This window comes from Allobosea massiliensis (assembly GCF_042655245.1).
Lineage (GTDB): Bacteria > Pseudomonadota > Alphaproteobacteria > Rhizobiales > Beijerinckiaceae > Allobosea > Allobosea massiliensis.
This window is the reverse complement of the sequence record NZ_JBHSLU010000063.1, coordinates 273,279-293,389: the sequence shown is the minus strand read 5'-3', so window position 1 is coordinate 293,389 and position 20,111 is coordinate 273,279. Positions and strand designations below refer to the sequence as shown.

The window sequence follows — 20,111 nt, the reverse complement described above, 5'->3', positions numbered from 1 at the left end:
CGCCGATTTTTCGAGCGCTCACGCGATGGTGACCTGAACCCCCGCCGCTTCGAGCGCCTGAATGTCGGCCGCCGCCGCGCCCTGGTCGGTGATCAGCAGATCCGCCTGGTCGAGCGGCGCGATACGGGCGCTTCCGACATGGCCGATCTTGCCGTGGTCGGCGACGAAAACGACGCGCCTGGCCGAGGCCATCATCGCCTTCTTCACCTCGGCCTCTTCCCAATTGCCATTGGTGAAGCCGCGGACAACGTCGACGCCGGCACAGCAGAGGAAGGCGAGATCGGCGTTGATCTCGCGCAGCAGCGTCGTGCCGAAGGGCGAGATCAGGCTGCTGGAGCGGGCATTGCGACCGCCGCGCTTGAGGCGCCCGCCGGTGACGATGACGGTGACGCCCTCATGCGCCTGCAGCGCCAGCGCAATGTCGAGGCCGTTGGTGACGACGACGACATCGGTCAGCGCCGCCGGCAGGGCATGGGCGATGGCGAGCGTCGTCGTTCCGGCATCGAGGATGACGGTTTCGCCGTCGCGGACGAGGGCGGCCGCCTGCTCGGCAATGCGCTCCTTCTCGTCCGAAAAGGACTGGCTCGGCAGATCGACGGGGCGCTCGAAACGGGCCGGGCGGAGCGCCATCGCTCCGCCGCGAATGCGGCGGATGAGCTGGCGCTTCTCCAGCGCGTCGAGATCGGCGCGGATCGTCACCGCGGAGACACCGAGCTCCTCGGCCAGTGCAGCGACCTCGACCACACCCTTGGCCGAGAGCCTTTCGATGATGCGCTCATGGCGCGGCAGGGTGCGGCCGCGGGCGAGCTCGGGCAGGACTTGCGTCGGGGGCATGGCAGGCTTCGTTGTCACTTGCGTTACCAGATAAAATGAAGGATATCGAAAGTCGAGCCCAGATCCGGCGAGCGGATCCGGCACGAGACCTTCGACAGGACGGGACCAGCATGGCCGACCACATGCAGCAGTTCAAAGCCCTCAAGCGCGAATCCTCATCGGATGCGCCTGGCGATCCTGAGCGCTTCCGGCGCGTGGAGCTGACGCATACGGAAATGATGGCGCAGGGCGACGCCATGACCCGCACGCTCGCGACCACGGCGGAGGCGGTGAAGCGCATTGCCGGCGAGATCGCCGCGCGGCCGCTGCGGCGCGTCGTCATCACCGGCTGCGGCGATTCCTGGATCGCCGGCATCGGCGTCCGGCTGGCCTATGAGCGTCTGCTCGGCGTTCCCTGCGAGCCCTATGAGGCCTTCGATCTCGAGCAATACGGGCTCGACCTCGTCGACGACGGCACGCTGATGATCGGGCTGAGCTCGAGCGGCAACACGGCGCCGGTGAGCGCGAGCCTGAAGGCCACGATCGCGCAGGGCGGCTATGCCGTCGCGCTGACCAACACCGCGACCTCGGCGATGATGCGGGAGTTTCCGTCCGCCTTGCTGATCCAGGCCACGCGCGGCGGCTGGCCGACGCAATCCAGCACGGCCGCCATGGCGCTGCTGATCGCTCTGGCGCTGGCGATCGCCGACGCGAAGGGCCTCGGCGAAGGCAAGGCGCCGGGGCTCGCGGGCGACCTCGCCGCGCTCCCCGCGGTGATGGATACCGTCGCAACGGGCTTCTACGACAAGGCGAAAGCGCTGGGCGCGGAGCTGGCGCGCAGCGACATGATGCTGCTGGCCGGAGCCGGCCCGCATCTGGCACCCGCCGCCTTCGGCGCGGCCAAGCTGAAGGAGCTGGCGCCGATCCACGCCATCGCCTTCCCGCTGGAGGAATACCACCATTACCGTACGCAGAAGGCCGGCGACCCGCTCTTCCTGATCGCGCCCGACCAGGCGAGCCGGCAGCGCGCGTTGGAGACCGCCATCGTCGGCAAAGGCGTCGAAGGGCACACCATTGCGCTGGTGCCGGAGGGCGAGACCGGTTTTGGCGCCTATTGCGCCCATGTCTGGCATCTGCCGCCCGTGCGGATCGAATTGGCGCCGCTGGTCTACAGCGTGCCGCTGCATCTCTTCGGCTACCACGTGACCAAGGCGCGCGACGCGCTCGGCCTCGGCGCCCCGCGGCTCGGCGGCCTCGCTGCGTGACGCCGGAGCTCGTCACCGCGGGCGGGCTGACGGTCGATCACGTGATCTCGGCCGACGGGACGGTCGCGCTGGCGCGGGTGGGTGGCAATGGCGCCTATTCCAGCGTCGGCGCCCTGTGCTGGCGCGAGCGCGTCGGCCTCGTCAGCGTCGCCGTGGCGAGCTACCCGCGCGAGACGCTGGCGCGGCTGCGCGACAACGGTGTCGCGCTCGACGGTGTCGTCATGGTCGATGTCGCGCTCGAGAGCGGCAATTGGTTCATCTACGACCATGAAGGCCATCGCAGCGAGCGGCTGACCAGCCGCCCGGAGGAGCTGGCACAGGCCGGCTTCCCGACCGACCGGCTGACGCCCCAGCAGGTCGATGACTGGCAGACGCATCTGCGCCGGCGCGGCGACGGCGGCGAGCTGTCCTATTCGCAGTTCCGCGACACGCATCCGATGGTCGCCGCGCAGGTGCCGGAGCACTATCTGCGCGCCCGGGGGGCCCATTGCGCGCCGAGCCGCCCGGTCGTGCTGGCCGATCTGCTGCCGCTGTTCAACGGCCGCGGCATGGTGGTGACGCTCGATGCCGGCTGGCAGCTGGCGGAACTCTCCCTCGACGATCTCTCGCCCTTCCTCGCGCAGGTCGATGCCTTCCTGCCGAGCGAGATCGAGCTCGCCGCGCTCGTCCCCGGCGTGCCGATCGAGCAGGCGCTGGCGCTCGCCGCAGCGCGCTGCCGCGGCACGGCGGCGGTGAAGCTCGGGCCGCGCGGCTGCCTGGTCTGGGACAAGGAGGCCGGCGCGCCGGTCGCCGTGCCGGTGATCCCGACCCATGCCATCGACCCGACCGGCGCAGGCGATTCCTTCTGCGGCGGCTTCCTCGCCGGGCTCGTCGAGACGGGCGACGCCGTTCTCGCGGCCGCCTATGGCGCTGTCTCGGCCTCGCTGATCGTCAGCCGCCATGGCGCCGACGGGGCGCTGCCGATCGACCGCGCCGCCTGCCGCGAAATGTTGGCACGCCTGACATCCTCCCTCGCCCGCGCGCCCATGCCTGCCTGACCCTTGTCCGCCTGATCCTTGCCCCCTGCCCCCACCCGCCCAGGAAGCCCGCCTTGACCACGCTCCGCGTTTTCGCCGCCCGCCCCCTCGTCATCGCCGCGCTGCACCTGCCGGATTTCGGCCGGATGCGCGACAAAAGCATGGCCTGGCTGGAGGATTACGTAGCGACCAACGCGCAGGTCTTCGCGCAGGCCGGCGTGCCCTACATCAAGCTGCAGGACCAGACCCGCGAGGCCGGGCCGATGGCGGCGAGTTCGCTCGCCATCACCGCCGCGCTCGCCCGCTTCCTGCGGGCCGAGGTGCCCGGTATCGGGCTCGGTATCATCGTCGAGGCGCATGATCCGGTCGCCTCGCTCTCGATCGCCCATGCGGCGGGGGCCGATTTCGTGCGGCTCAAGGTCTTCGTTGGGGCCGCGATGACGGCGCAGGGGCCGCGCACCGGCATGGGCGCGCAGGCGCTCGCCTTCCGCAATGCGCTCGGCCGCGACGACATCGCGATCCTCGCCGACGTGCATGATCGCACCGCCGTGCCGATGTCGTCCGAGACGCCGGAATTCGCCGCCGAATGGGCGCAGAAGACGGGGGCCGACGGGCTGATCCTGACCGGAGCGGACTGGGCGGATTCGCTGGCCCGGATCCGTCGGGCCCGCGAGACGGGAATCAAGCGGCCGATCCTGCTCGGCGGCAGCGTGACGACCGGCAATGTCGGCGAGGCGCTCAGCGCCGCCGACGGCGTGATCGTCTCCACGGCCCTGATGCGCAAGGACGCGGCGGCTTCCGACGTGCTGCGCTGGGATCTCGATCTCTGCCGTCGCTTCATGGATGCTGCGCGCGTCACGGCCTAGGACGCCGGTCAGGACGCAGATCGTCGCTTTCCCTTGCCTGATTCCGGCAGGGCCCGACTTCAGGCCCACCGCAGAGCGCCGCTTTCAGAGCAAAGATCGGCGAAACAGCGCCTTCAGCGGTTGAGGTCCCGGCTAATGCCCTCGAAGCGTCGGTCGTCAGGCCGCAGGGCCGTCAGCCGTTTCGCCAGTTGGGCGGCGCGGCCGTGGTCGCGGTTCTGGAGGGCCTCATGGAGCAGCGCGACCGCCGTGTCGACATGGCCGGGATGACGCGCGAGGTTTTCTTCAAGGACGGACCGCGCCTGCTGCGCCCGGCCTGCAGAGCGCAGCGCTACCGCATGGACGAAGGCATAGCGGGGATTGCCCGGTTCCGCTTCGCTGGCCTGGGCGAGGCTGCCGAGGGCTTCGGGAAGGCGTTTCTGGCGAACAAGCGAGAGCCCCAGCGCATGCAGAGCCGCACCGGAGCGGGGATCGACCGCGAGGACGCTGCGCAACATGGCCTCCGCCTGATCCTCCCGGCCCGTGCGTCGCAGCAGTTCGGCGAATTGCGCCGCGATCAGCCCGGCGGTCGGATCGAGCCGCAGCGCGGCGCGATAGTCGCGCTCCGCCTCTTCGGCCCGCCCCTGCTTCAGATGCAGCTGGGCGCGATTGGCGCGGGCCTCCGGCCTGTCGAGATCCAGCTCCTGCGCCGCGACATAGGCCGCCACCGCCTCGGCCAGCGCCGGCTGGAGTTTCGGCGGGAGGAGTTCCACCGGCAGGTCCGCGAGGAGAAAGCCTGCCGCGATCCTGACGAGCCGGCTCGGATCGTCCAGGAGCGGCGCTGCGACGAGCCGCCTCTCGCGCGGCAGCCCTTCCAGCTGGCGGATGGCGGCGGCCCGCACCTGCGGATCGGGGTCGTCGAGAGCGCGCAGCCCGACGGCATCGGTCTGAGCGCCGGGCCAGGCCGCGAGTTCGCCGATGGCCGTGGCGCGGGCGAGAGCCGGAGCCGCCGGGTCGACCGCGAGACGCAGCAGCGCGTCACGGCCGGACGGCTCGCCTGCGCGCGCCTCGTGGAAGGCCGTGGCGTAGGTCTGGAACCCCTTGCGGACCGGTCCGTGCCAGCGCTCGACCGCCTCGGCGGCCCAGAGCGCCGTCCGGTCGCCATGGCAGGCCTGGCAGGTGTTGGGGATGCCGGTCGAGATCGTCAGGTCCGGCCTGGGGATCCGGAAGGAATGGTCGTGACGGCGATCGACCTGCATATAGGTCCGTGCCGGCATGTGGCAGCTGATGCAGTCGGGCGCCCCGGCCCGGTCCGCATGTCCGCTGTGGGCGGCTGTCTGGAAGCGCGCCGGCGCATGGCATTGTGAACAGACCGCAGCGCCCGCGGCCTTGAGCCTGCCGCTGTGAGGATCATGGCAGTCCGTGCAGCTGACGCCGCGATGATACATCAGGCTCTGTTTGAAGCTGTGATCGTTGAAGACCTCGTCCTTCATCTGCCCGTCATGCTCGAACAGCCCCGCCGCTAGAGGTACAGGGCTGTGGGTTTCCGTCAGCGGGCGCCCCGGCCTCCAGTCCGCAGCGATCTGCCCCCGGCGCGAATGACAGCGGGCGCAGGTTTCGACGGAATCCCCTGCGGGCCGACCGGTCGTGACGGCCGGGCGTGTCTCGGCTGTTGCCGGTGTCCAGTGGCGCGCCGGACCGGCTGGCGCGACCGCGGCGAAGCCCTTGAGCGGATCGGCCGCGCTGGCGCCACTGCGCGCCCATGAAACATGAAGACCGGCGGGGCCGTGACAGGCCTCGCAGCCAACGGCGAGCTCGGACCAGCGCGTCTCGAACCGATCCGCCCGCGCATCGTAGCCCTTGCGCAGATCGGTCGTGTGGCATTCGGCGCACATATGGTTCCAGTTCTGCTGCAGCCGGGTCCAGTGGCGGCTGTCCGAGGGTGCGATCGCCTCGGCACCGGAGACCAGGAACCAGCGCTGGCCGCCGTCGGCCGCACTGCGCGTATCCCAGGCCCAGGGCAGCACCTGGAGGCGTCCATCCGGGAAGGTGACGAGATACTGCTGCAGCGGCTCCCAACCGAGGCTGTGAGAGATCGTGAAGTCGGCCGGGCGGCCATCCGCCCCCTCGATGTTGACGCGATAGACCTCGCCATCGCGGAAGAAGCGCGCCCTGCGGCCCGCCTCCTCGACGGTGCGGTCGGCGAAATCGCCCCGCATCGAGGAAGGGCGGGCGTGGTCCATGGCATGGGCGTGATGCGAGCCCGCCCAGGCGGCGCTCTGGCTGGCGTGACAGGTTGTACAGGCTTGCGAGCCGACATGGCGGGCCGGCCCGGCGTCGCGGACATCGCGCTGTGCGGGGGCGATCTGCGCCTGCGTGCGGATCGCGGTCAGGATGAAGGCCGACAGGACAAGCGCGAGCCAGGGGGTGAGAAAGCGCCACTGGCGCCAGGCGCGCGACAGATCCCTCAACATGGCGGCCACTCTATCATCGTGCCCAGGGATGAGCCGCGACGGGCGAGCCGCTGCCTCTGCGTCAGACTGGCGCGAAATGGCAATCGCGCGAGGAAGCAGACGGGTAAGCGTCGACACCCCTGCGCCATCTGGATTCACGCCTGCCGATGCCCCCCGACCGCTTCTTTCGCCGCGCCGCCGTCGCCACCCTCGCAGCCCTGACGGTCTGCGGGCCGCTCGAGCCGTTCGCCCCGCTGTTCGAGGCCCAGGCCGCGACAGCGGTGGTCCGCACGGCGCCCCGCACCGTCGTCCGGCGGCCGCCGGTGCGCACCGTCCGGCGAACGGTCGTCGTCGCTCCGGTCAGGCCGGTTCCCGCGGTGCGGCCCTGGTACTGGGGCAGCGTCGTCGCCGGGGTGACCATCGGCGCGATCGTGACCGTCGCGGCCGTGAATGCGGTGCCCAAGGCGCCGTCACCCGAACTCTGCTGGTTCTGGAGCGATTCCAGCAAGACCCGCGGCTACTGGAACTATTGCGTCGCGCCGAGGCAGCCATGACAAGCTTCAACACCCTCCTGCGCGGCGCATTCGCCGCCACCGTTCTGACCGGCACCGCCCTCGCGGCCCGCGCCGCCGATATCCCCTCGCCCCGTCAGGAGCCGGCGGCCCCCTTGCCGCTGGCGCCGGCGCTGACCTTCAAGGGCGCAGCCTATCTCTGGGCCACCGGCCTCGAGGGCCGGATGCGGACCCTGCCACCGTTGCCGACGGTCAAGGTTGATATCGGCTTCGACCAGGTCATGAAGAATTTCGACGGCGGCATCATGGGCGCTGGCGAAATCGGCTACGGGCGCTATCTGCTGTTCTTCGACGTCATCGCCTCGAAGATCTCGCCCAACAAGACCGTGTTTCCGGCCGGCGTCCCGGCCGGCGTCAAGGTCGACAGCGCGTCGTTCATCGGTCTCGCCGCCGCCGGCTACCGCTTCGTGGATACCGAGAGCTACAGTCTCGACGGCTTTGCGGGCGTGCGCGGCTTCTCCACCAAGAACACGCTGCGCGTCCAGCTGCTGCCAGGCACCCTCAAGCTAAGCGAGAGCGAGCAATGGGCGGACGCCGTGGTCGGCGCCCGGTTCCGGCTCAATCTGACGCCCTCCTGGTATCTGACGACCATCGGCTTCGTCGGAAAGGGCGCCTCCCGCTACGAATGGGACGTGTTCGGCGGCGTCGGATACGCCATCGACCAGCGCTGGTCCGCCTTCGCCGGCTATCGCGCGATGAAGGTCGATCACCGCAACGGCAGTTTCATCTTCGATGCGCTCCAGCAGGGCCCGGTCCTCGGGCTGACCTCGCGCTTCTGACGCCGACCGCCAGGGATAGGACCATGATCCGTTCGCCGCTTCGCCTCGCCTGTCTGGCGCTCGCCCTGCTCGCGCCCGTCGCCGCACAGGCGCAGGCCGCCCGCAAGCCCCACATCCTCTACATCGTCGCCGACGATCTCGGTTTTGCCGATGTCGGCTTCCGCAGCCCGGAGATCGCGACGCCGACGATCGACCAGTTGGCCCGCGAGGGCGCCGAGCTGGAGCAGTTCTACGTCCAGCCGATGTGCACGCCGACGCGGGCGGCTCTGATGACCGGACGCTACCCGATGCGCTACGGGCTGCAGAGCTTCGTCATCCTGCCCGAGCAGAACTACGGGATTCCGCTCGACGAGAAGCTGCTGCCGCAGATCCTGAAGGAAGCCGGCTACAGCACAGCGATCATCGGCAAATGGCATCTCGGCCATGCCGACCGCAAGCTCTGGCCGAAGCAGCGCGGGTTCGACTACCAGTACGGCGCGCTGATCGGCGAGATCGACTACAACACACACAAGGTGCACGGCGTCACCGATTGGTATCGCAACAACCGCAAGCTCGACGAGCCCGGCTATGTGACCACCCTGCTCGGGAAGGACGCGGTCCGCCATATCCGGCAGCATGATCCGGCCAAGCCGCTGTTCATGTATCTCGCCTTCACGGCGCCCCACACGCCCTTCCAGGCGCCGAAGGAGTATGTCGATCGTTTCAATTCGATCGCCGATCCCAACCGCCGGACCTATGCGGCGATGATCAATGCCATGGACGAGCAGATCGGCGCCGTGCTGGCCGAACTCTCGCGCAAGGGCATGCGGGAGGACACGCTGGTGATCTTCCACAGCGACAATGGCGGCGTCACCTCGGCCGCCTTCGCAGGTCAGATCGAGACCAAGGGCCAGCTGCCGGCGCGCAACACGCCGCTTCGCAACGGCAAGGGCTCGCTCGACGAGGGCGGCACGCGCGCTGTCGCGCTGGCGAACTGGCCCGGGCGGATCAAGCCCGGCAAGGTCGACCAGCCGATGCATGTCGTCGACATGCTGCCCACTTTGGCGGCGCGTGCGGGCGCATCGCTTGCGGGCACCAAGCCGCTCGACGGTGTCGATGTCTGGCAGACGCTCAGCCGGGGCGCGCCCTCGCCGCGCACGGAGATCGTCTACAATGTCGAGATGTTCAGGGCCGCCCTGCGTCAGGGCGACTGGAAGCTGAACCTGCGCGCGACCCTGCCGGCGAAGGTCGAGCTCTACAACATCGCGAAAGACCCCGGCGAGACGACCAATCTCGCCGCGGAGAACGCCCCGCTGGTTGCGGCGCTGCAGAAGCGGATCGACGATCTCTCCAGGGAGATGAAGCCTTCCCTGTTCTTCCAGGAAACCTTCAAATCCTATCTCGGACGGCATGCGCCCGCCCCCGTCTTTCCCAACGACGACGCCTTCTTCATCCAGGGCGACTGACGCTGCTGCGCCAGACAGGGGTGAAAGCTTCGCCAATTTCGAATTGCGGCGCCACGCAGTATCGGCATGATGTTGACCCGCTGCTTCCCTACGGAAGCAGCGGGTTTTCTGTTCGTCGACCGTCGTCGGAGAGCACCATGTCACGCGCGGCCGCCCGGGCGATCCTCCTGCATATGCTCCCTGGGCATCTCGCGGCTGTGGGGGAGAACCCGGAACGGGTCCTGAACCGGGCCGGGCTCAGCGTCGAGGATGTCCAGACCGGGCGGATCGTGCCGCGCGCCCAGATCCATCATGCTCTCGAAGTGGCCGCACGGCATCTGGGAGTCGCCGAAATCGGACTATCGCTCGGGGGCAGCGCGGATGCGGCGAAGCTCGGCCCGATCGGGCATGCTCTGGCGGCCGGCCGTTCAGCCGAGGCCTGCCTGCAGGCCCACATCGCCGCGATGCCGACCTTGCAATCGCATGTCACGCTCCAGCTTCTCAAGCAGGGACCGGACGCCGTCATGGTCCACGGGCTGATCGGCGACGACGAGACGGCCTGGCTGCTCTACGAGGGAGCGGCCGCGTTCCATGTCTTCATGCTGCGTCAGCTCCTCGGCGCCGACTGGACCCCCGACAAGGTCGTCTTTCCCCATGCCTGCAAGGGCCGTCGTACAGTCTATGAGGACTGGTTCCAGGCGCCCGTCACGTTCGGCAGCGGTTCTCGGGTCAGGATCCATATGCAGCGCGCGTCGCTGGCCGGCGCGCTGCGCGCGGGCGCATTCGCCGGTGGAAGCCCGGGTGGACGGGAGGACACGTCCAATGTCGGGACCATCCGGCTCGGCGCGAGCGACACGCGCAGGGCCGTCGAGCGCATCATCCGATCCAGCCTGCCGGAAGGGCCGGTGACACTCCCGCAGGCGGCCGGAATCCTCGGCCAGTCCGCGCGCACGATCCAACGGCGCCTGGCCGACGACGGCACCGATTATGAAACCCTTGTCGACGACTGCCGGAAGGTAACGGCGCGGGAGCTTCTCGCCCGCCCCGGCGCCAGCGTCACGGCAGTCGCGATGGAACTGGGCTATTCCGATGCTGCCCATTTCAACCGGGCGTTCCGGCGCTGGGAGGGCGGATCCCCTCAGGATTTTCGCCGGACTGTGAGCGGGAAATCGGACGCGAGAGAGTGACGCTTAGCGCTAGCCGCTTATTCGCATGGCGATCTGCGCTCAGCATCCCACGGGCGAGCGGCCTGCCTTTGCGGGGCGACACCATGCGACGTGACAGCCAGCACAGCATCGCTCGGTTCCCCGAGGGATGCGATCGTCCCTTCGGTTAAGGAACCGGAAACCCTGTCCGCACATCACTGCCGCAACGGCAAGACGTTGGACACGAGGCGCGCGCAAGATCGGTCCCACGGTCGCAGACAGTCCCTGCGCCGAAGGGACGAAGCCAGATGACGTCGCTCGACTCGCAGTTGCCGCGCAGCGCCCCCGTCTTAGGACGGCGGCACACCGGGCCGCATGTCCGCATCCTGCTGTGCCTGCTCGCAGGCCTGCTCGTCGCGCTTGCGCTGCCCGACAGTTTCCGCGCCACCACGCGGGCCCTGCTGGGCTGGAACGCGTCGGCCTTGCTCTTCATGGCCTTTACCCTCGGCCTGTCGCGCAGCGCCCGCTATCCACTGCGCGATCTCGTTTCGGTCAGCGACCAAGGCCGCCTGTTCACGCTGGCGGCCTCCGTGATCGCGGCGGCGATCAGCCTCGCTGCGGTGCTGATCGAGCTGATGCTGGTCAAGAAGGACAGCGGCATGCTGCTGCCGGAGCACATCGCGTTGACGGTCGCGACCGTGCTGACGACCTGGGCTTTCGTCCATTTCAAATTCGCGATCCACTACGCCAACCAGTATTTCAACGGCAGCGCCCGCGAGACCGGCGATCTGCTCAATGCCGAGCGCGGGCTCGATTTTCCGGGCGATCCGCAGAAGCTCACCCTGTCGGACTTCCTGTACTTCTCCTTCGTCATCGGTCTGGCCAATTCCACGGCGGACATCAGCATCCACTCCCGGTCGATCCGCATCACCGCGCTCTGCCACGGCATCTACGCCTTCTTCTTCAACATGACGGTGCTGGGGCTGACGGTCAGCCTCGTTTCCGGGCTGTTCTGAGCCACCTTTCCCGCAGGCGGGAATCGCGTCACCTTCCCTTGCGTCCCGGTAGGGTGACGGGACTGCGAGGCGAGAATGTCTGATCCCGTCGCCAGGCTCGACGCGTTCCTGGCTGCGCTGGCCGCGGCCGGCATCTCGGCGTCGCGGCCGGCCCGGGACGAATGTCAGGCAGCCACCTTTCCCTGGCCGGCGCGCACGCTCGCCATCGTCCGCCCCGCCACGAGCGCCGAGGCCGCCCATGTCGTCACCATCGCCGGCCAGACAGGCCAGCCCCTCCACCCGCTGTCGCGCGGGCGCAACTGGGGGCTGGGCTCGCGGCTGCCCGTTGTCGATGCCGCGATCCTCGATCTGTCGCGTCTCGACGCCATTCTCGACATCGACATGGCGAACGGGACGGCGTGGATCGAGCCCGGCGTCACCTTCGCGCAGCTCCAGGCGCGGCTGAAGGCGGAGGGCCTGCGCTATCACCTGCCCAGCTTCGGCGGGCCGATCGACGCCAGTGTCCTTGCCAACGCCCTCGAGCGCGGCGACGGCGCCGGGCCGATGGGCGACCGCCATGCCGGCCTGTTCGATCTCGACATCGCGCTATCGACGGGCGAGCGCATCCGCACCGGCCATCGCCGTCTCGGCCCGGGAATCGCGGCCGAACTTCACGGGCGCCCGGCGGGCCCGCTGATCGAGGGGCTGTTCAGCCAATCGAGTCTGGGCGTCGTGCTGTCGGGGCGGGTCGCGCTCAACCCGACGCTCGACCATGCGGGGGCGCTGCTCGTCGAGATCGAGACGGAAGCGGCCTTCGACCTCGCGCTCGCCGTCCTGCGGCGGCTCGTAGAGAGCGGGGTCCTGAACGCCTATGACGTCGCGATCTGGAACCGGGCGAAGCGGCTCTCGTCCCTCCTTCGCGGCCGGGACGCGCTGGCGCCGGCGCTGCAAGGGGCTGCCGGCTGGGGGCTGTCGCTGATCGTCGCGGGCGATCACCGCGAGTTGTTCGATGCCAGGGTCGCCGTGATCCGCCGCAGCTTCGCAGGGCTCGCCAGCAGCATCGACACGATGGAGGACCGAACGGATTCCGGAGAACGGCTCGAGACCTTCCTGACCGGATTCAGCCATGGCGGGAATCTCGCCAGCCTCTATGCGGCCAAGCCCGGCCCGATTGAAGAGCCCCTCGACCCCGACCGGGACGGTTGCGGCTTCCTGTGGCTGTGCCCCGTCCTGCCCTTTTCCGGCGCGGCACTGCGGGAGGTCGAGGCGCTGCTGGCGGAGGCGGTGGGGGAGCGGCCCTTCTTCGCCGCGCTCGGCGCGCAGGCGGTCTCGGGCCGCGCGCTTCACGGCTACGTCTCGCTGGCCTGGGACCGCGCCGACAGCATGGCCGACGACGCGGCGCTCGCCCTGTATCGGCAAGTTGCCGCAGCGCTGGCCGCACGCGGCTATCGTGCGTTCCGGCTCGGTCATCCGGGCCTGCGAGAGGCGCAGGCCGAAGCGAGCTACGACGCCGTCCTGCGGCGCCTCGCTCGGGCGCTCGACCCGGCCGGTGTCATGGCTCCGGGGAGGAGCGTCCCGGCAGAGCGGGACGACGCCTGAGCGGCGCCTCGCCCGGCCGCCTCACCAGTGGTGGAAGAAGTGCTTCACCGCGTGGGCGGCGTGATGCACGGCACTGCTGGCGGCGTGGCCGACCTCGTGGGCGGCATGGCTCGCCGCGTGGCCGACCTCATGAGCCGCATGGCTGGCGGCATGCCCGACCTCATGGGCGGCATGCCCGGCTTCATGCCCCACCGCAGCGGCGGCGTGTTCGGCATCGCGTCCGGCGGCCTCGGCCGTGTGCGCAACGGCATGGCCGGCCTCGGTCGCCGCGTGGTCGACGGCATGGGCTGCGACGACCGTGCCCTCGCCCACAGCCTTGCCAGCATCCTCGATGCCTTTGGTGTTGATGCTGACGTTCAGATCGACATTGAGGCCGAGCCCGGCCGCGACAGCCCCGCTGACACCGATGTTGAGATGATGATCCGAGTAGCCGGCATGGGCTCCGCCGCTGATGCCGACCTCCGCGCCCGCCGTGACGCCGCCCTTGTCGGTCACGGTGACGCCCTTGACGTCGAGCGAGGCGCTTTCGCTGCCCTGGGCCCCGACACCGGCGAAGGCGCCGCCGCTGGACGAGGCGCCGTAGCTGCCATGCCCGAACTGGGCGCTCTCCGAGTCATCGGCGCCGGCCTTTGCGTAGACCGTGCCCGAGGCCTTGTCTGTCTCGGTGATCCCGTGTCCCGCATCGACGGTGCGGGTGACGTCGCCGCTGGCCGAGGCGCCGGCATGAACCGAACCCTGCATGTCCGCGGAGCTGCCGGAAATGCCGGCATGGCCGTCGGCGGAAGCGGACGCCTCGGCGCTGGCGTGGCCATCGATCGAGACAGGCCCGCTGCCGACATGACCGCTGGCGGAGGCGCTCGCTTCGGCCCGCGCGGAGGCGCTGGCGCTGTTGCCGTCGTGATGCGTGCTCGCCGAGGCGCCGGCGCCGGCCTGGGCCGAGACATGAGCATCATGGCCGCCCGCCGAGGCGTGTGTGTCGACCGAGGTGTGAACCTCGCCCTGCGGGACGGCCGTGGCATTGAGGGTGTGTGCGAGATGGGCCTGCGCGCTGTGCACCGGGTTCTCGACCACAGGACCATGGCCCATCTCAAGCGGATGGGACCCGTCCGATGCATGCACCGCGTCGAGCATGGCGCTTGAATCCGGACCGGAGGGCTGGCTGCGGGTGCCACCGGCCACCTTGCTCAATGCGTCGAGATCCAGCTCCTCGGCCAGGATCGGGGCGGCGGCTTTGGCGGTCTGCATCGCTGTGGGTCCTTCTGTCGGTCCAGTGCCCGGGCCGGCCCTCATGGGCACCGGCGCTGCGTTCTGCAGCCAGGCGACGTTAGGGAACATCGCCCAACAAAGTCTTGACGGGCCAAGCGCCTGCCCCGCTTCGCTGTTTCATGTTGAAGAAAGCCTTGACGGCCCGTCCGGCCTCAAGACTGCCGGGCGAGCATCGCGGAAAAGGGGCCATCGTGTCCCGCGAGCTCTGCGAAGCTGCCTTTCTCGACGATGCGGCCGCGCTCCAGCATGTAGATGCAGTCGCAGCTCTGCAGCGTCTCGAGACGATGCGCCACGGCGATGACGGTGATCCCAAGGGCGCGGATGGTGCGGGTGACGGTCGCCTGCGCGACCGGATCGAGCGCGCTCGTCGCCTCGTCGAGGATCATCAGCTTCGGCCGGGTCGCGATGGCACGGGCGAAGAGCAGACGCTGGACCTGCCCGCCCGACAGCATCGGATTGGTGTCGCCGATCACCGTGCCGAGCCCGAGCGGCATCGCGGCGATGTCATCGGCGACACCGGCCAGGCGCAAGGTCTCCCAGATCTCAGCGTCCCGCAGCCCGGCGCCGAGGGCGACATTGTCGCGCAACGTTCCCGGAAACAGGCTCGCCCCCTGCCCGACGATACCGATGCGTCGGCGCATCGCCGCCATGTCGAGCTTGCGGGTATCGACCCCGTCGAGAAAGACGGCTCCCGTTTCGGGCGTGGCAAGCCCCAGGATCAGCCGGATCAGCGTGGATTTTCCAGCACCGGAGGCCCCGACGATGCCGACATACTGGCCCGGTGCGACGGCGAGATCGACACCCTGAAGTACGGCGGGGCTGGCTTCGTCATGGCGATAGGTCAGCGAGACGACCGAGACCGCGCCCTGCGGCTCCGCCAGCGGCTCGCCATCCGCTTCCACGCCTGGCACGCCGAGCAGCAGCGGCCGGGCAATTCGGCGCTGCAATGCCAGCATGGAGAGCTCGGAGGCGCTGGCGATCATGGTCGAGACGGCTCCGACGACGACGCCTGCCGCCACCACGAAGGAGACGGTGCGGTCCGGCTCGCTCAGGACCCCCGCAAGGACCACGGCGCCGATCGCGGCCAGCAGGAACAGGCTCTCGACCGCCGCCCCGATTCCCGCCGACCAGGCGCCCAGCCGCGCCGTCCGCAACTGCTTGACCTGAAGGCTCGAGAAGCCGGCCGCCCAGCGGTTGAACATCGCGGTCTCGGTGGCCGTGGCGCGCACCGTGTCGATGTTGAAAAAGGTCTCGTAGGCGGTCGCCATCCAGCTGACGGGCGAACCGGGGCCCGGCGCGATCATCAGAGCCTGCTGATGCCGACCGATCGACCAGGCGGCCGCGAAGGCGACCGCGCCCACCGCCAGCACCGCCAGCGCCGCGCCAGGCAATGTCGTCGCCATCACGAACAGGCTCGGCAGCGCCATCAGAAGGCTCGCGAGCAGGCCGAGGCCGAGAGACCAGACACCGCGATGCCAGCCTTCCACGGCGCGGATCGCCAGCACCATGATCGGCGGCGGCACGGGCGCATGCTGGCCGGCCGGAATTCTGACCGCGCGGTCGATCGCGGCCGCGCGCAGCATCGAGCCGAGCCTCCCGCGAATCCTGAGCAAGGCGAGTTGCGACGCCATGCTGACGGCCACGTTCACGACCGCGAGCACGCAGAGGAAGAGAGCGATGTCGATCAGCAGACCGAGTTCGCGCCCCGGCACGACGGTGCCGACGATCGTGCCGGTCAGGATCGGGATCAGGGCGGCGACCAGACCTGCGAGGGCCGTCATCAGCGCATAGCCTGCAAGGTCCGGCCAGACGCTCCACCAGCCGAATGTCAGCAGTTCTCGCGGGGTGATCGCCTTTGCCGGCAGCGCCAAACCGATCTGAAAACCGCTCGTCGGCAAGGACGCACGGGCCTGACCGTCGAGGTGTGGCGGCGGAGCCAGGCCGCCGGGCTCGTGCAGCAACCAGCCTCGCCCTTTGCGAACCAGCGCCAACACGGCCCCGTCCGCCCGCCGACCGATCACCGGGCCGCTGCCCGAGGCGAGATACCGATCGTCAAGCGCTACCGGCCTTGCCAGGAGCCCGCCCTGCTCCGCGAGCCGATGAAGCGCGGTGTCCAGCGGCTCTTCGGGCGGCGGAGCCGGAAGCTTCGGCCACGTCGCACCGAGAGCCCGGGCCGCGATATCGAGCGCGCCCAACACGGCATCATCGCCGGCATCGCTGAAGCGGTCGTCCAGCAGGCGTTCGATGCGGTCGAGACGGGCTGACAGCTCGTTCGGCTCCGCCCGGCTGCCCCGCATCGGGCCGTTGCCATCGAGATGCGCTGTCAGGCTCATCGGCTTGCCGCTCCGATGGCGGCTCGCGCCTCGGCCCGATCCGGCCGCGGCAGCGAGGGGTCGGCCGCTGCCATGGTCTCGCGCAGGAGGATCGCCCCCGGCGCGCCGCAGGCGACGATCGCGCCCTGATCGAGCAGGATGGCATCATCGCAGCGCAGCGCGGTGCCGGTGCGGTGGGTGACGATGACCACCGTGGCCCCGCTCAGGCGCAGCTGGTCCAGGATGTCGGCCTCGGCGGCGAAGTCGAGCGCACTGGTGGTCTCGTCCAGCACCAGCACCCTGGGCGCTCGCGACAGCGCCCGCGCCAGAGCGAGGCGCTGGATTTCGCCGCCGCTGAGCGCCGGCGAATGGCCCGACAGAAGCGAGTGCATGCCGTGAGCCCGCGCCGCCACGACGCCGTGCAGCCCGGTCCGGAGGATCGCCTGCGCGCTGTCCTGCTGACGGATCGCGTGGTCCCAGAGATGGAGATTGTCGTCGAGCGATCCCGAAAACACAGCCGCCTGCTGCGGGACATATTGCAGGGTGCGGCGCAGCAGCGGCTGCGGCCAATCCTCCAGACCGATACCGTCCAGCAGGACCCGGCCGGCATCCGGCTCGGTCATGCCGGCGATCAGCCGGGCCAACGTGGATTTGCCGGACCCGGACGGTCCGAGGATGGCGAGGATGCGGCCCGGCGGAATGTCGAGCGTGATGTCGCGCAGGAGCGGTTGACCGGGAGCGAAACCGAACGACACCGCTTCGAGCCGCACATGGCCCGTGATCCGAAAAGGCTGGCGCTCCTGGGCCTGCCGGTCGGGCTCGAACGCGCGGGCCAGCGGATAACGCTGCAGATCGTCGATCCGGGCGAAGGCCCCGCCAGCCTCCTGGAGATGCGGCATGGCGGCGGCGAGCGAGACGACCGGCCCGTTGATGAGGCCTGCGATCATCTGGCAGGCGATCAGCCCGCCCAGCGTCAGAGCGCCGTCCATGACAAGCACCGCGCCGACCGTCAGCACCGCGATGGTCATGGCCAGCCCCGATGCCGCAGGCGCCGCGAGGCCGATCGCGCGAAGAACGCCGATGCGCTGTTCGCGATCGAGAGCCGTATCTTCCGCTGCGGCGATGCGCTCGACCAGAAGCCGCTCGCGCCCATGCAGGCGGTAGGTTGACAGAGCCGCCATGCCTGCCGTCGCAATGCCGGCCGCGGCGCCCTCCGCCACCTGCGCCGCCGCATTGGCCGCGGCCACGCGTCGGCTGAGCGCGGTCATCGAGATCAGGTTGACGCAGCAGACGACCGCCAGAACCGCAGCGAGACCCGGCGAGAAGAGGGCCATCACCCCGAGATAGCCAAGCGCCTGAACACCATCCGGCACCAGCCGGGCCAGAGGCCCGCCGACGATCTCGCCGACGGAGGACCCGAGCCGCAGGCGCGAGACGATCTCGCCAGCGCTGCGCTGGGCGAAGAAGGAGGCCGGCAGATGCAGTGCGCGCCAGAAGCCGGCGACCGCGACATGGGTCGCGATCTTGCTCCGCAAGGCGGCGACGATGCGCTCGCGTAGCACGCCGAGCACGAACTGCAGCAGGCCCGCGCCGAGAATGGCGCCGAGCAGCGCGAGCGCCCAGGCCAGGCGCGACTGCCCGACGACATGATCGGCAAAGACGCCGATCGCTGCCGTCAGGGCGAGCGCCGGCACGATGCCGACCAGCCCGAGCAGCGCCGTCAGCGCGATCGCATCGGGAGAGCGCCGGGCCTCGTCGAGTAGCAGACCGAGCGTGGTGCGGCGCGGAGGCCGGCGCTCGAAACCGGGCCCCGGCTGAAAGCTGAGCGCGACACCGGTAAAGGAGCGCCCGAATTCGGCCCGATCGACGAGCCGCCGGCCGCAGGCCGGATCGAGGATCACGAAGCCGCTGCGCGTAACGCGATCGAGAATGACGAAATGGTCGAAATTCCAGTGCAGGATCAGGGGCATGGGGAGCAACGCCAGATCCTCGGGCTCGCGCCGCAGCCCATGGGTCTCCAGCCCGAAGCTGCGGGCGGCGACGACAAGTCGGGCGGCATCGACGCCGTCGCGAGCGGTCGCGCAGGCTACCCGCGCCTCCTCCAGCGTGATCGGCCGACCATGAGCCGCCAGAACCATGGCAAGGCAGGCCGCGCCGCATTCGGTCGCCTCCATCTGGAGGATGACGGGGGTGCCGCCGCCGAAAATGGACATCAGCCGCGGTCCGTCCAGACCGAGCGAGACGGTTCGAACAGGCGCCGCAGCGCCGGCAGGGCAAGCGAGAGCAGGCTCGTGTGCTCGGTCGTGATCTGCGCCGAGACGGGGGTGCCGCGGGTGAGCGACAGGTTGGGACCTCCTCCCGACGTCCAGGCCAGACGGCTCGGATCGCCGTCGCGCTTCTCCAGCTCGACGACGAGGCGGAAGACCGGCCCTTCGCGGGCGGCCAGTTCGGCGAGCTGTTCGCTGCCGAGCGTCGAGCGCAGGGAATCCCGCGTCGTGACGGTCGAAGAAACCGTGCCCACCCGCCCCAGCAGCCGGTCATGCTCGCCCTGCGGCAGGGACGCGGGCGCGATCAGCACGCGGTCGCCCTGGGAGACGCGTTTGCCGGCGCCGAGCGGCACGAACAGAACCGCCTCGAGATCCTCCGCGCGGCTGCCCCCCTGCGCCATGACAACGACGATGGCCTCGCCGCTGGAGACCGATTCGCCGACACGCGCCGGAACCTCGGCGACGACCCCGTCGACGGGCGCGCGCAGCACCTGGCGGACTGCCTGATTGGCTTCGGCCGCGGCGAGATCGATCGCCGCCTGCTCGATCTTCAGAGCCCGCCCCAGACGCTCCCGCTCGCGCCGCGCCTCGGCCTCGAGCGCGGCCGATTGCAGCGAGCTGCGCTCAAAGCGCATCTGGTCGCGCTCCGCGATCGCCTCCTGCAGCGCGATGCGGGCCGCGATAATGCGGGTCTCTGTCGAGATGCCCTTGCGCAGGAGCTCCGCCTCGGCGTTCTGGCGCTGCTGCAGCCAGCCGATCCGCTGCTCATGGCTGGCGATCCGCGCGTCGAGATTGGCGGCGTTCCGGTCGCGCACGGCCTGCTCGCTGCGCCGGTCCTGCTCGGCCAGGGCGGCCATGGCGAGATCGTCGCGCTTCAGCCCCTCCAATGCGCCGCGCAGGCGCGTGATCGTCTCGGACTGCTCGGGCAGCGTCAGCCGGCCAAGTTCCTGGCCCTTCACGACATGGTCGCCGGCCCGGACTTTCAGCGCCTCGACAAAGCCGCCCGCCGAGGCCGGGACGGCTGTGAGCAGATAGCCCGAGCGGTCGACCACGACGCCGCTGGCGGGAATCTGGATCGGGATGATGACCTGCGTGCTCGCGACCAAGGCCGCCAGCACGGCCAGCGCCACCCCTCCGATCACCGCACGCGTCCAGCTGTCGGTGACATGCATCGTCGTCGGCAGCGCCTCGATGCGGCCGCGCGCATCCAAAGCCTCGCTCCGGAACATCGACGCTGTCGTTGAATCCGCCATTCCACCCTCTTCGGGAAAGCGAAACAGCCGACGACTTCCCCATGGTCATGGTAAACGGACAGGGTTAAGGAAACCTGCAGGCTCACCGGCTGCATCCGATGGCCGACCCG

15 protein-coding genes are annotated in these 20,111 nt (G+C 69.7%); 9 read left to right on the top strand and 6 right to left on the bottom strand.

All coding sequences use genetic code 11. The features are described from left to right. Positions 1 to 18: 18 nt before the first annotated feature. Positions 19 to 834 carry a DeoR/GlpR family DNA-binding transcription regulator gene (locus ACFPN9_RS19185; RefSeq protein ID WP_066717310.1) on the bottom strand — a complete coding sequence of 272 codons (816 nt, stop codon included), beginning with the start codon at positions 832 to 834 and terminating at the stop codon, positions 19 to 21. Positions 835 to 944: 110 nt separating this feature from the next. Here ACFPN9_RS19185 and ACFPN9_RS19180 point away from each other — a divergent pair, with 110 nt between their 5' ends. From ACFPN9_RS19180 to ACFPN9_RS19170, 3 genes are read left to right on the top strand one after another with little or no spacing between them, the layout of a single operon-like run. Beyond that, positions 945 to 2,078 carry an SIS domain-containing protein gene (locus tag ACFPN9_RS19180; protein WP_082735236.1) on the top strand — a complete coding sequence of 378 codons (1,134 nt, stop codon included), beginning with the start codon at positions 945 to 947 and terminating at the stop codon, positions 2,076 to 2,078. Next, positions 2,075 to 3,115: a carbohydrate kinase family protein gene (locus ACFPN9_RS19175; RefSeq protein ID WP_066717307.1), complete on the top strand. Its 1,041-nt coding sequence runs from the start codon at positions 2,075 to 2,077 to the stop codon at positions 3,113 to 3,115. Before ACFPN9_RS19180 ends, ACFPN9_RS19175 begins: the two co-directional genes overlap by 4 nt. Positions 3,116 to 3,168: 53 nt before the next feature. Beyond that, positions 3,169 to 3,960, top strand: a complete 792-nt coding sequence (locus tag ACFPN9_RS19170; protein ID WP_066717300.1) for a BtpA/SgcQ family protein — start codon at positions 3,169 to 3,171, stop codon at positions 3,958 to 3,960. 113 nt (positions 3,961 to 4,073) lie between these two features. On the opposite strand, the gene ACFPN9_RS19165 is transcribed toward ACFPN9_RS19170, so the two are convergent. After that, a complete protein-coding gene (locus ACFPN9_RS19165; RefSeq protein ID WP_066717298.1) occupies positions 4,074 to 6,410 on the bottom strand; it encodes a tetratricopeptide repeat protein in 2,337 nt (778 codons plus the stop codon). Positions 6,411 to 6,556: 146 nt separating this feature from the next. On the opposite strand from ACFPN9_RS19165, the gene ACFPN9_RS19160 reads away from it, so the two are divergent. The 6 genes from ACFPN9_RS19160 (at position 6,557) to ACFPN9_RS19135 (ending at position 12,903) form a co-directional block, all read left to right on the top strand. Continuing rightward, positions 6,557 to 6,943, top strand: coding sequence for a hypothetical protein (locus tag ACFPN9_RS19160; RefSeq protein WP_066717295.1), 387 nt, complete (start codon positions 6,557 to 6,559; stop codon positions 6,941 to 6,943). Then, entirely contained in the window at positions 6,940 to 7,740 is an 801-nt protein-coding gene (locus ACFPN9_RS19155; protein ID WP_066717292.1) for a hypothetical protein, read from the top strand. Before ACFPN9_RS19160 ends, ACFPN9_RS19155 begins: the two co-directional genes overlap by 4 nt. Before the next feature lie 23 nt (positions 7,741 to 7,763). Further along, positions 7,764 to 9,185: an arylsulfatase B gene (locus ACFPN9_RS19150; protein ID WP_082735205.1), complete on the top strand. Its 1,422-nt coding sequence runs from the start codon at positions 7,764 to 7,766 to the stop codon at positions 9,183 to 9,185. A 137-nt stretch (positions 9,186 to 9,322) separates the two neighbouring features. Then, a complete protein-coding gene (locus ACFPN9_RS19145) occupies positions 9,323 to 10,351 on the top strand; it encodes an AraC family transcriptional regulator (protein WP_066717289.1) in 1,029 nt (342 codons plus the stop codon). A gap of 266 nt (positions 10,352 to 10,617) precedes the next feature. Continuing rightward, positions 10,618 to 11,325, top strand: a complete 708-nt coding sequence (locus ACFPN9_RS19140) for a DUF1345 domain-containing protein (protein WP_066717273.1) — start codon at positions 10,618 to 10,620, stop codon at positions 11,323 to 11,325. A gap of 75 nt (positions 11,326 to 11,400) precedes the next feature. Beyond that, entirely contained in the window at positions 11,401 to 12,903 is a 1,503-nt protein-coding gene (locus ACFPN9_RS19135; protein WP_066717270.1) for an FAD-binding oxidoreductase, read from the top strand. A 21-nt stretch (positions 12,904 to 12,924) separates the two neighbouring features. Here ACFPN9_RS19135 and ACFPN9_RS19130 read toward each other — a convergent pair whose 3' ends face one another. The 4 genes from ACFPN9_RS19130 to ACFPN9_RS19115 form a co-directional block, all read right to left on the bottom strand. Further along, positions 12,925 to 14,148, bottom strand: coding sequence for a hypothetical protein (locus ACFPN9_RS19130; RefSeq protein ID WP_377817451.1), 1,224 nt, complete (start codon positions 14,146 to 14,148; stop codon positions 12,925 to 12,927). A gap of 173 nt (positions 14,149 to 14,321) precedes the next feature. Beyond that, a complete protein-coding gene (locus ACFPN9_RS19125; protein ID WP_066717264.1) occupies positions 14,322 to 16,502 on the bottom strand; it encodes an ATP-binding cassette domain-containing protein in 2,181 nt (726 codons plus the stop codon). Next, positions 16,499 to 18,694, bottom strand: a complete 2,196-nt coding sequence (locus ACFPN9_RS19120) for a peptidase domain-containing ABC transporter (protein WP_066717261.1) — start codon at positions 18,692 to 18,694, stop codon at positions 16,499 to 16,501. Before ACFPN9_RS19120 ends, ACFPN9_RS19125 begins: the two co-directional genes overlap by 4 nt. Continuing rightward, positions 18,694 to 20,001, bottom strand: a complete 1,308-nt coding sequence (locus ACFPN9_RS19115) for an HlyD family efflux transporter periplasmic adaptor subunit (protein ID WP_082735206.1) — start codon at positions 19,999 to 20,001, stop codon at positions 18,694 to 18,696. Before ACFPN9_RS19115 ends, ACFPN9_RS19120 begins: the two co-directional genes overlap by 1 nt. Positions 20,002 to 20,111: the final 110 nt, after the last annotated feature.

Coding starts and splice junctions, on each gene's coding strand:
- ACFPN9_RS19185 (WP_066717310.1), bottom strand. CDS start 834: ATGCCCCCGACGCAAGTCCTGCCCGAGCTCGCCCGCGGCCGCACCCTG.
- ACFPN9_RS19180 (WP_082735236.1), top strand. CDS start 945: ATGGCCGACCACATGCAGCAGTTCAAAGCCCTCAAGCGCGAATCCTCA.
- ACFPN9_RS19165 (WP_066717298.1), bottom strand. CDS start 6,410: ATGTTGAGGGATCTGTCGCGCGCCTGGCGCCAGTGGCGCTTTCTCACC.
- ACFPN9_RS19160 (WP_066717295.1), top strand. CDS start 6,557: ATGCCCCCCGACCGCTTCTTTCGCCGCGCCGCCGTCGCCACCCTCGCA.
- ACFPN9_RS19155 (WP_066717292.1), top strand. CDS start 6,940: ATGACAAGCTTCAACACCCTCCTGCGCGGCGCATTCGCCGCCACCGTT.
- ACFPN9_RS19150 (WP_082735205.1), top strand. CDS start 7,764: ATGATCCGTTCGCCGCTTCGCCTCGCCTGTCTGGCGCTCGCCCTGCTC.
- ACFPN9_RS19145 (WP_066717289.1), top strand. CDS start 9,323: ATGTCACGCGCGGCCGCCCGGGCGATCCTCCTGCATATGCTCCCTGGG.
- ACFPN9_RS19140 (WP_066717273.1), top strand. CDS start 10,618: ATGACGTCGCTCGACTCGCAGTTGCCGCGCAGCGCCCCCGTCTTAGGA.
- ACFPN9_RS19135 (WP_066717270.1), top strand. CDS start 11,401: ATGTCTGATCCCGTCGCCAGGCTCGACGCGTTCCTGGCTGCGCTGGCC.
- ACFPN9_RS19130 (WP_377817451.1), bottom strand. CDS start 14,148: ATGCAGACCGCCAAAGCCGCCGCCCCGATCCTGGCCGAGGAGCTGGAT.
- ACFPN9_RS19125 (WP_066717264.1), bottom strand. CDS start 16,502: ATGAGCCTGACAGCGCATCTCGATGGCAACGGCCCGATGCGGGGCAGC.
- ACFPN9_RS19120 (WP_066717261.1), bottom strand. CDS start 18,694: ATGTCCATTTTCGGCGGCGGCACCCCCGTCATCCTCCAGATGGAGGCG.
- ACFPN9_RS19115 (WP_082735206.1), bottom strand. CDS start 20,001: ATGGCGGATTCAACGACAGCGTCGATGTTCCGGAGCGAGGCTTTGGAT.